Annotated in this window: 12 protein-coding genes and 1 pseudogene; 3 read left to right on the top strand and 10 right to left on the bottom strand. The window is 46.2% G+C overall.

Going from position 1 to position 15,708, the window contains the following annotated elements:
- Nucleotides 1–67 precede the first annotated feature (67 nt).
- From BLP63_RS05290 to BLP63_RS05280, 3 genes are all read right to left on the bottom strand, one after another.
- On the bottom strand, nucleotides 68–571 hold the full coding sequence (locus tag BLP63_RS05290; protein WP_092589870.1) for a VanZ family protein: 504 nt from the start codon (nucleotides 569–571) through the stop codon (nucleotides 68–70).
- A gap of 36 nt (nucleotides 572–607) precedes the next feature.
- Complete coding sequence (locus tag BLP63_RS05285; RefSeq protein WP_092589869.1) at nucleotides 608–1,774, bottom strand: Rossmann-fold NAD(P)-binding domain-containing protein; 1,167 nt, start codon at nucleotides 1,772–1,774, stop codon at nucleotides 608–610.
- Between the two features lie 270 nt (nucleotides 1,775–2,044).
- Complete coding sequence (locus tag BLP63_RS05280) at nucleotides 2,045–2,911, bottom strand: damage-control phosphatase ARMT1 family protein (protein WP_092589868.1); 867 nt, start codon at nucleotides 2,909–2,911, stop codon at nucleotides 2,045–2,047.
- 628 nt (nucleotides 2,912–3,539) lie between these two features.
- Between BLP63_RS05280 and BLP63_RS05275 the strand changes: the two genes are divergently transcribed.
- Entirely contained in the window at nucleotides 3,540–5,414 is a 1,875-nt protein-coding gene (locus BLP63_RS05275) for an S-layer homology domain-containing protein (protein WP_092589867.1), read from the top strand.
- A gap of 407 nt (nucleotides 5,415–5,821) precedes the next feature.
- On the opposite strand, the gene galE is transcribed toward BLP63_RS05275, so the two are convergent.
- The gene (gene galE / locus BLP63_RS05270) at nucleotides 5,822–6,826 is read right to left on the bottom strand and encodes a UDP-glucose 4-epimerase GalE (protein ID WP_092589866.1); all 1,005 of its coding nucleotides are present in this window, start codon (nucleotides 6,824–6,826) and stop codon (nucleotides 5,822–5,824) included.
- 346 nt (nucleotides 6,827–7,172) lie between these two features.
- Between galE and BLP63_RS17330 the strand changes: the two genes are divergently transcribed.
- The gene (locus BLP63_RS17330) at nucleotides 7,173–7,331 is read left to right on the top strand and encodes a hypothetical protein (RefSeq protein WP_408605860.1); all 159 of its coding nucleotides are present in this window, start codon (nucleotides 7,173–7,175) and stop codon (nucleotides 7,329–7,331) included.
- Nucleotides 7,332–7,351: 20 nt separating this feature from the next.
- On the opposite strand, the gene BLP63_RS05265 is transcribed toward BLP63_RS17330, so the two are convergent.
- From BLP63_RS05265 to BLP63_RS05240, 6 genes and pseudogenes are all read right to left on the bottom strand, one after another.
- Complete coding sequence (locus BLP63_RS05265; RefSeq protein WP_092589865.1) at nucleotides 7,352–8,725, bottom strand: FAD-dependent oxidoreductase; 1,374 nt, start codon at nucleotides 8,723–8,725, stop codon at nucleotides 7,352–7,354.
- 34 nt (nucleotides 8,726–8,759) lie between these two features.
- Nucleotides 8,760–9,068, bottom strand: coding sequence for an ArsR/SmtB family transcription factor (locus BLP63_RS05260; RefSeq protein WP_092589864.1), 309 nt, complete (start codon nucleotides 9,066–9,068; stop codon nucleotides 8,760–8,762).
- Between the two features lie 192 nt (nucleotides 9,069–9,260).
- Nucleotides 9,261–9,455, bottom strand: a pseudogene (locus tag BLP63_RS17265) (transporter associated domain-containing protein); the annotation flags it as partial.
- 167 nt (nucleotides 9,456–9,622) lie between these two features.
- Nucleotides 9,623–10,117, bottom strand: a complete 495-nt coding sequence (locus BLP63_RS17260; RefSeq protein ID WP_330387093.1) for a CNNM domain-containing protein — start codon at nucleotides 10,115–10,117, stop codon at nucleotides 9,623–9,625.
- A 1,116-nt stretch (nucleotides 10,118–11,233) separates the two neighbouring features.
- Nucleotides 11,234–12,265 (bottom strand): glycoside hydrolase family protein, encoded by a 1,032-nt coding sequence (locus BLP63_RS05245; protein WP_092589862.1) that lies wholly within the window; start codon nucleotides 12,263–12,265, stop codon nucleotides 11,234–11,236.
- Between the two features lie 705 nt (nucleotides 12,266–12,970).
- Nucleotides 12,971–13,465 carry a hypothetical protein gene (locus BLP63_RS05240; protein WP_242870805.1) on the bottom strand — a complete coding sequence of 165 codons (495 nt, stop codon included), beginning with the start codon at nucleotides 13,463–13,465 and terminating at the stop codon, nucleotides 12,971–12,973.
- 312 nt (nucleotides 13,466–13,777) lie between these two features.
- On the opposite strand from BLP63_RS05240, the gene BLP63_RS05235 reads away from it, so the two are divergent.
- On the top strand, nucleotides 13,778–15,685 hold the full coding sequence (locus tag BLP63_RS05235; RefSeq protein ID WP_092589861.1) for a DUF4914 family protein: 1,908 nt from the start codon (nucleotides 13,778–13,780) through the stop codon (nucleotides 15,683–15,685).
- Nucleotides 15,686–15,708 lie beyond the last annotated feature (23 nt).

The raw sequence follows: 15,708 nt of genomic DNA, 5'->3' as shown, positions 1-15,708 counted from the left end.
TGCGTGTTTGCGGAAATTTTCGCAGCTGACTTAGGAAACAGGAGGAAAAGACACGTTTTCCCATACCTTAACCTCTCTTCACACGCCACCGGGAAAGCAACCGCCGCCCCCACACATACACCAAAATCCCCGTCGCCGCACCACCGCTGTCAATCAGCACGTCTTTGACCTGACCGCCGCGGCCGGGCACGAAAAGCTGATGCACCTCGTCACTGATCGCGTAGCTGACGCAGATCAGGCCGGCCAGCAACCAGCGACGCCTATAGGCGGCGGAGCCGCGTTCCTTGAAGTTCTTCAGCTTTTCAACAGTTTCACCCACCATCAGCGCATTGATCACGAGGAAGCCGAGCAGGAAATAAGCAATAAAGTGGGCGTTCTTTCGGACGTAGTGGTTGAAATCGTTGAGGGTTAGGTTGACCATCGGCAAAATCTTTTGGATTAAGTCAATGATGAGGGCCGTAATCCCCCGGCTCAGGTCATTCGAGGCACTGGCAGGCTGGGCTGACAGGGAAAAAATCACCGCCATCCACAGGATCACCAGGGCCCAAGCGAAATGCTTTCTAAAGTTCATTCAACAATCCTCTTCTTTTCATCTATTTCCAGGCAATCACAAATCCAACGCTTCAGACACCTGAGACGCATTCGATGCCTGTGATGCCTCCAAACTCTTCAAAAAATACGCCATAGACGACCTGTAAATGGCCCTATCGAAAAAATTCTCACTTTCCCCTGAGAGCTCAACGCCCTTTCGCATCAGCACCTCGAGGAACGGCAGCAGCTGATCCCCGTAAATCTTCATGGACACCTCCGGGAACACCCCGGGCCAGGCATTGCAGGAGACCGCCACCCGGCGAAACTGCGTGGTCACAGCAGCCGGAATCGCCGCATACTCCGGTGCGTCCGTCTCAAACACATACTTTTCCAGCGTGCCGTAGGGCACCCCCTCAAAAGCCTTTGCCTGCATGGGCGTCGTCTGGACATTATAGGGATCCGCCGTCAAGTCAAGAATAATCGCCTCATCCTTGAGGCAGCCTATCAGGTCGTTCGTCAAAATGTACTCAGAGAACACGTCCCGCTTCGTCGCGTCCACCAGCAGATCCGTGCCTGAGAGGATTTGCCGCAGCTCATTCTTCGATTTGACCGAGCTACGGCCCACATAGCGCACCAGTGCCCCGTTCACCAAACCCAAAACGCCCCGCTCCATAAACTTCTCGTCAAAATACTTCGTGCACAGCCGGCCGGCATTCACGCCAAGGTTGCCCATGCCAAAAATTGTAACATAATACGGCTCACGGAACTCTGAATAAAAGTCCGTCCGGCGCTTTTCCATCTCATCAAGAGCCACACTGATCCCGCCCCAGGCCGTCTGCTCGTAAGTCACCACGAGGCGCTGGAGCTGGTCGTTGGCTATGGCGTCCATCGAAAAACTGTGGATCCCGTTCTTAATAAGCCGCTCCACCCTCAGCGGCCTGGACTCGTAGTGCAGCATGGAAACCAGGGCGGCCCCACGCTTCATCAGGTCGAGCTCGTCCATGCTGGGTGCCTTTAGTACAATCACCATATCCGCCTGATAGGCCTCACTGTGGGAGACCACCCGCACCCGCGGGTTTTCTCTGATGTAATCCTCTATCCTGTAGCCCATCAGGGCGCCGTAGCCCTCTTCGATCCATACATCGACCTCAAATTGCCTCAGCGCCTTCACGAAGTCCGGCAAAAATGCACGTTTTTCCCCTTCGCCGCTGAACATGGAGGGCAGTCCAATACTCTTAAACATGTTTTCCCGTCCCCTTCCCAAGGTGCCTGTTTTTGCGGTGCTTTGACCGGCGTCTGTGACAGTTGATGCTGTCACTTTACCTTGGGGGCGCTTCGCTTTAAGATTTCTGTGTTTGGGATCGTTTCACCATCGGAAGCTTTCCGTCCCAAAATCGTTCTCAAAGCTGCGCCCAAAACCCAGAGCTTCTGCCGATGGTCCTCACCACACACTTTTTTTCTCTATACCCTGAGAATGTTGTTCATCCCCACCCTTTTCCAGTTTTCTCGTGTGCTATCTCGAAGCCGCGGCCCCTTGTTTAAACACGTACGCGTTCAACTGGACCCCCAGTGCCCTGGCAATTTTATCACATTTAGCCTTAAGCAGGAAGTAAACCGGTCTTGGTGCTTCAGACAAGGCCTCAAAATTGCCTTGACCCTTGCTGAGGACAAGATCTGCCTCATCAAACCGTTGTCTGAATGCCTCGCTGCAGCAATCCAGCACAGCCCCTGGCGCGCCGCACCCCGTCGAAATGAGCTCAACAAGGCTATCCAGCCCTGCGCTTTTAGCATCTTCAAGGGTGGCGTCATTGATGATGGGTTTGTCTCTCACGGCATAGGTAACCTCAAGTCCTTTGAAATCGGAAAGGGTGTTGACTAAGACTTTGTCAAACACAGCCTCTCCTGAATTGTCTCCAATAATCAGGATTTTTCTGGCACTTTCCAGTTCTCTTTTAAAAGCTTCATAGTCGTTTACGGCAAAAGGCTTTTCAAGCTCTGACATCAGGCATGCTTCCAAATCCAGGTTGCTGTAAAGGGCCGAATCCATGACGTTTCCCGTGGCGGACACTTTTAATGCCACCGCGAGCGCGTCAGAACCCGCCTTGACAAAATCCCGGATCAGCGGCTCAAGCCGCAGGGCTTCTGAAATATCACGGGCCTTTACGGCGGCATATGGATCCTCAACACCGGTCAGCCTTTTTACGACGCCATGCATGGCCTCAGCAAGTGCTGGCGCGGTTTTGAAGGTTTTATAAGCCGCCAGCGTCTCAAGCGCCTCGTCCATGATGCTTTCTTGAAGAGCCTCATCTTTTGTCGCCATCTGCGCTGCCTCTAGCACTTGTCTCAGCATGCATGGTAAACAATCAAGAAATAGCTGCATATTAATCCTCCTCGTATAAATAAGCGGGTAGACAATTGTATATAAAACATATCGTTTTCAGATTCATTTTGCATACCTTTTCAAGATAGGGCACTCACCCAAACCACCTGTCCTCACAGTCCTTAGCCTACACATTCTCAGCAAAACTGAAACTTAGCCGGGTATACTGGGTATAAATACTAATAATCATGGCCGTATATACACTCTTAGCAATATACAATTGTACTGTTATTGACTGCTTAAACCAATTATACAACACCAGCTCGCCGCGACAACTTATGTACCTATCTATCTCAATTTGCGGCGTTGTCAACCGGATAATTTGCAATAATTGAGAAAATTAGAGTATGCATTTTGAAGACAATAATACAACAATAAAGTTACAAGTTTGACACCAAGGTTGACATAATAGGCACAAAAAAATATAATAACCGAAAACACAGAGTTTGTAATTAATAATGTAACAGTTTTAAATTTAAGAAGCTTCAAGCATTAGTAAGAACAAAAGTAAATATTGGAATGATCTTATACAAGTGGAAACAGCTGTTTTAAATTCGAATCATGCCGTACACTACGAACGGCAGTGGAAATTTACACTTGTATACAAAAATGAATTTAGGAGGATTCTATGTTTAATTTTCAATCTAAAAAGCTTAAAAAATATTTATCACTTTTTGTAATTTTATTAATGATGTTATCAACAAATCCATCATTTAATTCGTTTTCAGCGGATAATGAGGGAATTTCAGAGCATTGGGCAAAACAAACAATTCTAAGTTGGTTAGAGAAAGGATTTATTTCTGGTTATCCTGATGGGAGTTTGAGACCTGATAATAATATTACTAGAGCGGAGTTTATGACACTTGCGAACAAAGCTTTTGGATATACGCAAAAAACATCAATGACTTTCTCAGATGTTAAAACTGATGCTTGGTATGCCAATGCAATTTCAATTGCGAGAGCAGCAGGTTATATCAGTGGGTATCCTGATGGTACAATGAGACCTGAAAATCTCATCAGCAGAGAAGAAGTTGCTTCAATCATTATGAAAATCAAAATGCTTGAAGCTGATCCTGTCGCAGCAAATATATTTGAAGATTCATCTAGTTTAACATGGAGTAAAGGTGCTATTGGCGCCGTAGCTAAAACACAGTCAATGAACGGATATCCTGATAATACTTTTGCACCACATGATTTTATTAAAAGAGGCGAAGCAATTGTTGCATTAGATCAAGCTGAAAAATATATTGAGGTATCAGTAACACCTAAGGCTTCTTCAGCGCCATCAGAATCAAAGGTAACTGCAACAACGAAAGCTCCGTCTACAACAACAACAAAAACTCCGTCTACAACGACAACGAAAACTCCGTCTACGTCACCAACAACAACAACAACGAAAACACCATCTACGGCAACGACAATCCCATCAACTCCAATTGTTGCTGATGCCCATTATGTTTCGTTAACTGGCAGCGACTCAAATGCCGGCACTGCTGAAGCACCTTGGAGAACTATTCAAAAAGCTGCGAATACTGCTTCTGCTGGCGACACGGTCTACATCAGAAGTGGGGTTTATAATGAATCTGTAACCATGAATGTATCAGGCACCAGTGGAAACCCTATCACTTTTACCGCTTATAATGGCGAAAATGTTACTATCGACGCCCGAAACCAAGGTATTCCTATTAATTTAAATAAACAAGGGTTCATAACAATAAAAGATCTTAGTGTAAAAAATTCCACTTATCAGGGAATTGGAGACATGTCCTCCGCATCTCCAGGAAATTACAGTTTAGGCGCACATGATATTATTATTCAGAACTGCCAAACAGATTCAACCTTCTCGAGTGGTATAGGATTTAACAGCGGTAAAAATATCACCATTGATAACTGTACAATACAGAACGCTAACATAGGTATGGATCAGGAAGCGCTGACCATATCTTCGGTTGACGGCTTCACTTTAAGCAATAACGAGTTATTAAATAACCGGAAGGAAAACATTGACATTAAAGATGGCTCAAAAAACGGAAAAATTTATTCAAACTATATTCATAGTTTTGATGACGATTACCAATGGGGCACTCCTGCCATCTATCTTGACTGTTTTGGAATGGCACAGTCAAATATTGAAATCTATAATAACACCATTAAAGATACAGCAGGTGGATCTATCACGACAGGCATTATGGTTAGCAATGAAGTAACAAATGGTGGCAATGGTATGACGAATATCAATATTCATGATAACATGATCACAGGAACAGACTATGGTTTCCTGGTTGAATGGGGAAATTATCCTGAAGCATCTCAATGGCCTCTGTCAAACCTGAATTACCACCATAATACTCATGAAGGCGTGCGCTACTTGGATGTCAGGGTAAGAGTTGGCACCGGTTATGCTGAAAATTGTTATTTGCAAAACAACACATTTTCAGGCGGAAGTCAGAATATATCCTTTGAAAATGGTGAAGGCGGCTGGGCTATAATTGGAAACAGTTAAATTAATATCCAGTTGACACGAAAAATACAGAACCTGATAGGTTAATAAATTGGTAAAATAATAGCCACGTGGTAATCTGCCATGTGGCTTATTATTTTATCCATATGCTATTCCCTCTGATCAGTGTATTATAAATACTGATCCATCCGGGAGCCTCCCCCAGACCATCCGAACGCCATGACAAAGTCCCAAAATAAGTCCAGCCGCAATTATATTCCCCACTAAAATCGCCGGAAACGCCCATTTAAACCGCATGTCCAGCAGCGCCGCCGCAAGACTTCAGCTCCAGATCCCAGTCTTGGAACCGGGATCATGCTGCCTGTAAAACATATTTAAGTAGCGTGACTGGTGTTAGTCCAAGCGAAATACCTACGGGTATCGCACCCCTGAGCTCAATAAACGTATTCTTATGCGTTATTCTGTTCGAATCTCCAGGAATCCCTAACCATCTCTTTTACGCCACGCTTCGCCTTCCAACCAAGCTCCCGCTCAGCCTTGGATGCATCCGCATAGCATACAGCAAGGTCTCCAGGCCTCCGCCCAACAATCTTATAAGGTACCTCGACCCCATTGACCTCCATAAACGCATGTACCAGCTCAAGCACTGAAGTGCCGCGACCAGTACCAAGATTGTATACTGAAACTCCCCCAGAACCAGCCTCGACCATCTTCTCAATCGCCGCCACATGCCCTTCCGCCAGGTCCACAACATGTATGTAATCCCTAACCCCAGTCCCATCCACCGTCTCATAATCATTCCCGAACACACTGAGTCCAGGCAGCACACCCCTGGCCACCCTCGTCACGAACGGCATCAGGTTGTTCGGTATCCCATTCGGCTCCTCCCCGATCAGTCCGCTCTCATGCGCCCCCACTGGATTAAAATACCGCAGCAGCGTCACGGTAAAGCCAGGATTCGCCCGCGCTGTATCCTCGAGAATCCTCTCGCTCATGGCCTTTGTTTCACCATATGGGTTCGTGGTCCTCCTGAGCTCAAGATCCTCCCGCAGCGGCGATGGCTGCTCCCCATACACCGTAGCTGATGAACTGAACACAAACTTCCCCACCCCGAACTTCAAGCACAGCCGACTGAGCACCATGGTTGACACGAGATTGTTGTAATAGTACTCCAGCGGCTTCTCCACCGACTCACCCACAGCCTTCAGCCCAGCGAAATGGATCACACCATCGATCTGATGGTCTTTGAACACCCTTTCCGTCTGAACCGCATCCGTCGCGTCGATCTCATAGAACGTCGGTTTGCTGCCTGTGATTTGATGTAACTTATCCAGAACCTCCAGCTTAGAGTTGACCAGATTGTCCGCTATGATTACTGTGTGATTGTTTTTTATAAGCTCCACGACCGTATGGCTGCCAATAAAGCCAAGACCGCCAGTCACTAAGATATTCATATGTTTAGGATCCTCCTTAATTCAATAATAAGCCAGAGCAAAGCCTCCGCCGATGGTTCCCATTCTTCACTCCCCACCAGTATATCAATTCAATGATTTAATGATTCCCACTCTTACTAAACCGCAGCAGTATCTATTTACCCTTGCCGGCCCAGTCCCCCACCAAAATTTGAAACTTGATCGGTCATACAGGGTATAAATGGCCAAAGTTCGCGGTCGTATATCCACCCTCTGCGATTTAAAAGCCTACTGTTCTTGACCCTATAAGCTTATTATACAACACCAGTCCGCCACGACAACCTTAACCCTGGGCCAAGCGCCAAAAAGGCCCTAAAAAGTAAACTTCATGCTCCAGTGGATCGCCCGGGAGTATCTGGCTCGCAGAGGGACCATCAAGTTTGGACCCGGCCAGCTGAATTGTAGCCCGGTGATTCTCGAACGACAAAAACACCTCGTCATACCGCATTTGATATGCCGTATGACGAGGTGTTTTGATTTGACATGAAAGATCACAAAATCCTATTACTATATAACTAGTCCTTCATTCAAGTGCTTGCAGTTTGTTGCGATAGCATTCATTGCAGCTGCATTTACAGGGTATGCAATAGGGGAAGCAGTCACTAATGGGTGCGTCGCGACCTGCATTGTATTAAGCTCTGTCGCAGTCGCTCCTTTTTGGATCGCCAAGCTCAAGACATTGATCATCTCAGCGACACCTTCTCCGCCGGAAATTTGAGCACCCAAAATTACACCTGAGCACTTTGAAAACATCAATTTAATAGTCGTCTTTTGAGCGCCAGGTAAAGAGCCTGGATGGCGGTCTAAAGTAGAGAATTCTCCAATCATAGTAGCGAAGCCCTCATTGTTGGCCTTGGATTCAGTAATTCCGGCAGCCGCAACTGTCTTACCAAAGATTTTAGTTGAGAATGCACTGATTGTCCCTTTGTTCGCACGAACCAGTCTCAATTGGAAAGCGTTGCTTCCAGCAATCTTTGCTTCCATTGCTGCTGTGGATGCCAACAAAACTGGAACATCTTGACCTGTGAAGAAACAGCTCTTCATAGCGCAGTCTCCAACAGCAAATATATCCGGATCGTTTGTCCTTGTATATTGATCTACTATAATAGCACCCTTGCTGTTAGTTGTTATTCCTGCATTCTTTGCCAATTCAGCATTTGGTTTCACACCAAGGCCAAGGATGACAAGATCTGTCGGAATTTGTTCTCCGCCTTCCACTTCAACAGCTTCAACGGCTTTTGTACCAATAAATTTGGTTACCTTTGTACCTGTCATCAGCTTAATGCCGTTTTCTTTCATTGAAGCTTCAATGTCATCTGTGAAGCTTTTATCGAACGCTTGCCATAGGCATGCATCTGCCAGCTCAATCAAGGTGACGTTTTTACCTAATAGTCTGATCTGTTCTGCAAATTCAACCCCAATGAAACCTCCGCCAATGACCGTTACATTATTTGCTGCTTGAACTTTTTCAAGGAGCCTATCAAGGTAATTCTGATTTTTTAAGACGCCATAAATATTCTCCAGATCATGCCCTGGAATAAACGTAGGGACAATAGGCAAAGACCCAGTAGCAATTATCAATTTTTTATAAGCTACGGTTTCATTGCTTTCCGTTATCACTGTCTTTTCTGCGCGATCAATTTTTACTACCTTGTCTACCATTAGATTTATTTTTGCTTCGTTAATACCTGCATCCGGGATCACGTTTTTATTTGTATCATGCAGAGTACCGTATATGTATGGAATACCGCACGGAACCATGACCTTTTCAGTGTCACGAATGATGGTGATATCAATGTCACCGTATACTTTTCTTGCCGTCATTGCACTTAGTATACCGCCAGCGCTTCCACCAATCACTAATAGATCTGTCTTTTTCATTTTCATCCTCCTGATATATGTTATTTTGATCGTGTTAAACAGTTTCCGGAAAAAATTCGCTAATTACCGTTAACATGATTTTCCTTACTCTTTCATCCGAAATCGAATAATAAATATTGGTTCCTTCTCTTTTTCCAACTATGATATTTGCAGCTTTCAGCTTTGACAAATGTTGAGAAACCTTGGATTGTGCCTCATCCAGACAGTTCTGCATATCCGTAACATTTGATTCTCCCTTTTCACATAATGTTTTGACTATGCAAAGTCGCTGCGGATGTGCCAATGCTTTAAGAATTTCAGCCAATTCTATAAAAGTTTCAGGCCCTGTTCTGTATAGATACATAATTTGATTTCTCCTTTTTTAAAGCCCATCACATTCAACTATTTGAATATATTAATATTCTAATGTATTGGACAATATTTTGTCAATCTCTGTACACAACTTCCGAATTTAATTTCGACATATGTCGTTTATTTAGTCAGACAGAGCATTCTGATGAATTATTGCAGAGGTTTTAAAGCCATTTGCTGAGAATTATACATCATCTCGATCCATGACTTGAATGATCATTTTCTCAATGCGTTTATCCGTCACATCGACCGCCTGGATCAGCAAATGCTCAAACACCACCTGACTAATTTGACCTTTTGGAGGAATATTCCCATACAAGCTGATAAAAAAACCATTCAGCGTCTCAAATTCCTCCACTGGCAGCTCAACCTCCAGATATTCCTCAAGCTCTTAAAGACTGATCATGCCCCTGACCTCATAGGTGTATGGATCGATTTGCTTAACTTCTTTGTCCTCTTCTTCATCATATTCATCATAAATATTGCCAACGATTTCTTCTTCTGTAACATGCTCATCCGGAGCATGCGGATCAATGCCAAACAGCCTTACAGAGAAGTTTTATAAGCAGTAAGAAGCTTGACGAATGGGTTTGTAATTTTTGACAATAGCGTCAACGTCGTCACCACAAAGAAGGCTATGCCCTCAGCCTTTTTCATTGCGACACGCTTAGGCACCAATTCGCCGAACACCAATGTAAAATAAGACAAAATAATCGTAATAGCCAGCACTATGCCAGCTTTTAACACAGCTTCAGAGACAGGCAGACTATAAGCACCCAAAATAGCAACCAAAGGATCAGCAAAGGATTCAGCTGCTAGTGCGCTAGCCAGAAAGCCTGCTAAGGTAATACCAATCTGAATCGTTGCCAGGAAGCGGCTGGGCTCCCCTAACAATTTCACTAAATGTCTGGCCTTTTTATCCCCTTTTTCAGCCATCAGTTTGATTTTGTTGTCATTTAGAGAAATCAAAGCCATTTCAGAAGCAGCGAAAAAAGCATTCACGGCGATCAATATAGTTAAAAACACAAATTTTATGATCAAAGCTCTCCCCTCCAGTAAGATGTCATGGCGTGTTATTGACATCTTACTTACATTGTACCCGTCCAGCATTCCACCATTCTAAAACCTTTGCAGGTTTATTGCAGATAAAATCGGGCGCTGCTGAGTGATACCTCGCCATAAGTATTATAATATTATGGAAGTTGTACTTGGAAATAAAACCCATTATCTCAGACCTTCTTTCAGGCATAGTGATAATGGGTTTTATTTTTGTTGTTAGAGCATATTTCAAAAGTCGCCATTATGCTTGTTTGTTCTTACACATTGATACATGACCATTATTTCACGGTGTGAAATATTTTGAGAGTGTATCCTCCCTGATGACCTTCCGCCTTGAGATACAGGGCATATTCCCCTGGTGTCTCAATAATAAAGGTGAATTCGGAGGTGGGAATATCCTCTGCTATGTAATGATCTTGTCCTCATCCTCCTGAAGTGCTAGGTAAGTATGTGAAACTGGTCAGAAGATCTTGTTAGCCGTATGCGAGGCTGAACAGAAATAATTTTTCCTTCAAAAAGCAGTTTATTCATGGCTTTCTCAGCGTCTTCCGTTGCTAAAACTCGGGGTGTCAAAATCAAAGATCAAAGATATTTGCCGATGGTCATCCATCCCCAATCAAGTGACAACAGGTACTGTCACATCTAAACCTAAAATAAATTTTCCTAAATAAACATGCTTAACTCAATATGCTTCATACTTTCAAATTTTATATAAATAATGAGATCTGGATGAACACCGTTATCAAACAATTTATTTTGTATCAATTTCACGATCTGTACCTGCGGCTGATGCCTATCGCCCCCGCGAACGAAGTTGATGAAGTTCTTTTTGTCAGGACTAAGGGATTGCAGACTTTTCAATTTTTTTAACGTTAGCGTTCCGAAAATTGTTCCTGGGAAACCTCCGAAAAAGTCATCATTTTTTGAAACAGGAAATTTTAGCAAATTTAGAACATAGAATTTCCAACGATTATAGCGATCTAAATTTTGCCTTTTCGATCAAAAATTTAGTTTTTCGGAGCTTTCCCAGGTACGGGCCGCTCAACCTTATACGCATTCAACAGCTCAAGCAACTAAGTACTTTTCCCCGTTCCCAGGTTATAGACTGTTACAATTTATACTCATCACCTTCATGTTCTTCAAATCATCACCCGCGAGCAGGCCAAGATATGTTTTCCGGCCGTCGTTTGCGCTGAAATAGACGCGCATACCGTCGTGGGCCTTGACCGAGCAGCTTCTGTATAGACCGGCTCTGAAAAACCGATTGAACATGAGCGGGCTTGGCCTCAGAAGCTCCTTGACATAGCGGAAACGGATCCCGTCATCGCTCTCATAATAATGGAGCCCTTGCTTTCCAGATAAGGTGTAATTTATCATGTGATGCCTTCCATCAAACAAACTGACGTCGATGTGCCATGGTTCGATATCTCGATCCATGCAAATCGCCGCCTTGCCTGACCACGTCATGCCGTCTCTGCTCTCCGCATACATGATTTTCCGGCCACTGAGTGATGGCAGCGAATCCACATACCACATGCGGTATATTTTTTTGTTGTCGTCCCATAGAACTGCCGGACTCCTCACCATGACATCGAGGCTTTTCGGATTCTGGAGATCGATAAGGACCTCCCTTTCCCCCCAATGCAGGCCGTCTTTGCTTTTTTTCCTGATGATCCAAGTCGGATACTGATGCTGTTCCTGCGAATCATTGTGGTTCATATGGGTTATCCGGTACCAGCACTCCAGCATATGGGTATCTTTCCGGTAGACCAGATGGGGATCTGAAAAAAAATCTCCATTATCAATCTCACCAGGATTCAGATCGTCGATGGGGTTTACCCCGGGATCGGTGACCCAGCGGATGCCGTCCTCCGAATAATAGATGCAGGGGCACTCCCACCTGTCCCGATAAGGGAGCCCATCGATCGGACACGGCGTCTGGACCATCCAGTACCTGTAGCCGCAGAAACCCTCCTCAAAAAAAAGTACCGAGGGATGGTAGGGCTGGTTGTATCCGCTGAAATCGGCAATCTCCAGCGGCCTATAAGACAGACTCTCAATCCTCGGTATCTTGAAAAGAAGCCCATTCCCACGTTCGGCTATTTTTTTATACCCATTTATTATCCACATATGAAAACCTCCACAGATCATGACTTTCGAGGTCTGATTAAGGGAACAATGTCACGGCGACCGCAATCTGGTACCAACGCTCAGCATGTAGAGATTAAACCGGAGACGATGTTTTGTCCTGCTGAACTGCCGGTAATTTCTTTATTCACTTTTCCAAGACTGGCTCAAGATAATGTTGTTTTCCCGCGAAAGTTTGTAAACCAGGAACAAATCTTCGCAGTACGCGTTCCAAACAGCTTCCAATCAACGATAAAATTATATCAGTCTGCAGGTTTTCAAGCAATGCGTAACTTTGTCTTATGGTCGTCAGCAGAGAAACTCAGCAATTATTTCCGCTATGCGCCGACGACTTGGCTTTTTATGTCAAACACGCACGTCTCAACGCGCACATAATTCGGAAACATATCAAAACCTTATCCTGAAGATTCCCCTTCTCAAACCCCCAAGCATCTCTCTAACGGCAGGCCTTTCCTTCTATGATAAGCCAGCGCCAAGACTCTGCCGATGGTTCTCATTCCTCACTCTCCATTAGTATATCAAAATTATGGAAGTCGCGTCTCTTTTTTAACCCATGATCTGATGGCGTACGACAATGGATTAAGGTTGAATTGTAAAACAACTTCATCATTTTCTTTGATCTGTACCTGTCACGCTGAGCGAAGATGATGAAGTTGTTTTTGCTGAGATCTTTTGATTTCAGACTTTTCAAATTAGTTTTACGTAATTTTCCAGAAAATTGTTCCAGGTACAGGCCACACTCATAGGTGCCAAGGGCTTACCCTTAGCCGTCTCAGCTTTCACTGCCTTCACTTCCTTCACTGCTTTCACTTCTTTCACTTCTTTTTCCCTGACATAATGCGTCGCATAAGCCGCCTCGACCTTTGGATTCCCACTCTTACTGAACCGCAGTGGCATCTTTTTACCTTTTCCGCCCCATTTTATGTACACCGAAGGTGAAGCCTTGAGCCCCGCGCTGCGCGCATAAGCCTTGATCTCCGACATAAGAAAAGACAGAGCACTCAGATTCATTTTGCACACCTTCTCAAGATAAGGCACGCGCCCGAACCGCCAGTCCTCACAGTCCTTTGCCGACACAATCCCCAATTGCAGCAAGACGTCCAGAGGACTGATGTGGTTCTTTTCAGCCAGCAGCTGCCCCATCACGACGTGCAGCTTTTTCTTTAATTCCACTCGATTCATGATCCTGCGTTCCTCACTTTATCTAACTATTAAAACTCAAGAGGTTTTCTGCCGATGGTCACCCTATCACCCACCCGCCCAAAAGTTACTTTCTCGTTCTATCGTCCGGCAATGCTCAAGCCGGCCCAGTCCCCCACCAAAAATTGAAACTTCTCTGGTCCTACGGGGTATAAATATTCAAAGCTTGTGGTCTTATATCCACCCTCTGCAATTTACAGCGCCATTGTTCTTGACAGCACTACCTCATTATACTATACCCGCTCAATACGACAACCTTCGAACCCATCTGCATTTAGAAAGGGGGCGCAGCTCATGGAAAGCATCATTACGCGCATGATAGTACCGGAGGTCTTAACAAAGCTTCTAACGGATTGTAAGGGCATCACCGTGCCAGAAAGCCGGGAGGCGCTTTTAAACCTGGCTATGGGGATATCTGATGGGGAGCAGGAACGGGACCAAGCCCACAACCCCAACTTCCTGGAAGTCGCCTACAACATACCCGGCAAAGGCCACATTGTGGAAGCCACGGTCGCAAAATGCCGCAACGGACTTGTCACTAATTACATGGAGCCCTATTTAAGGCGCCGGGACCCCGACTGCATGGTGATCGCGGATGAAAAAGGTACAGACAAACAAACCTACTGCGACCGCTACGGCAACGACTTTGAGGCCCTCAGAGCCAGCAGCTTCGACTGGATTGCAGAACAGGAACTGATTGTCATGCCCTTCATGGCCGGCGGTCCGGAGTTTGGTTACCCGGCGCTCTTGGTTGGGCCTAAAAACGCGGGCTTCTTCGCCGCAGCCCTCGCGGACATCCAGGGCTTTATTCCAGGGCATCAGCTTAAACAGGGCTACAAGCCAAAAGCCATCATCTATTTGGCCCCAACCTTTCGCCACACTCACTTTGAAGGCAAGCAAATGGTGGTACACAATCGTTTGGAAGACGTCTATGAGCTCTTTTCCTACAACCTATACCCGGGACCGAGCGCCAAAAAAGGCGTCTATGGTGTGCTCATCAAGATTGGCGAGGAGGAAGGCTGGGTCACCGCCCATGGCTCCACCGTCGTGGTCATCACACCTTACGACAATGTGCTGACCATTATGCACGAGGGCGCCAGCGGCGGCGGAAAGAGCGAGATGACAGAGCAGATTCATAGAGAACTGGACGGACGCATCCTTCTCGGCGAAAACCTGGTAACCTCAGAACGTCTCTACCACGACATCAAGGAAACCTGCGAGCTGCGGCCGGTGACCGACGACATGGCGCTGTGCCATCCAAGATTTCAAAACGGCAATCACAAACTTCTGGTGAAGGACGCAGAGGAAGGCTGGTTTATTCATACGGATCACATCAAACATTACGGTACCGACCCATATCTCGAAGCCCTGACCATCCATCCGCCAGAGCCGCTGATCTTCTTCAATTACAGCACCGTGCCGGACGCCACTTGCCTGCTCTGGGAGCACACCCTGGACGCCCCCGGCAAGCCTTGCCCGAACCCAAGGGTCATCCTCCCGCGGCGCTTTGTGCCCAACATTGTGGACGACGCGGTGGAAATTGACCTGCGAAGCTTTGGTGTCAGGATGCCACCTTGTACCAGAGAAAACCCAACCTATGGAATCCTTGGCCTGTTCCACGTCCTGCCCCCAGCCTTGGCCTGGCTATGGCAGCTGGTAGCGCCACGGGGCTATAACAATCCCAGCATCACAGATACCAAAGGTCTCAGCAGCGAAGGCGTAGGCTCCTACTGGCCATTCTCCCCCGGCAAGCAGGTGGATCAGGCGAATCTCCTCCTTCAGCAGTTTAGGGAAGCCTCCAGCACCCGTTACATCCTGGTGCCAAACCAGCACATAGGTGCCTATAAAGTCAACTTTATGCCCCAGTGGATCGCACGGGAATATCTGGCGCGCAGAGGGACTGCCAAGTTTGGCCCCGGCCAGCTGCAGCCCGCCCGCTGCATTCTGCTGGGCTATGCCCTCACCAGTGTCAAGGTCGACGGCGCCTATATCCCAAGGGAGCTCCTGGAAGTCGACCGCCAGCCGGAAGTCGGCGAAGAGGGCTACGACTTTGGCGCCGCCCTCCTGACGGATTTCTTCAAGAAGGAGCTTGAGAAATTCCTGATGCCAGACCTCAACCCCCTTGGCCGCCAGATCATTGAGTGCTTTATTGCCGACGGTGACCTTCAAGACTACCTTTCATTTTTGCCAATGAAGTTTTGAACTTACCTTTCGAAAGTGTTACC

This window comes from Acidaminobacter hydrogenoformans DSM 2784 (genome assembly GCF_900103005.1).
Classification (GTDB): domain Bacteria; phylum Bacillota; class Clostridia; order Peptostreptococcales; family Acidaminobacteraceae; genus Acidaminobacter; species Acidaminobacter hydrogenoformans.
This window is presented reverse-complemented; position numbering and strand designations above follow the sequence as displayed.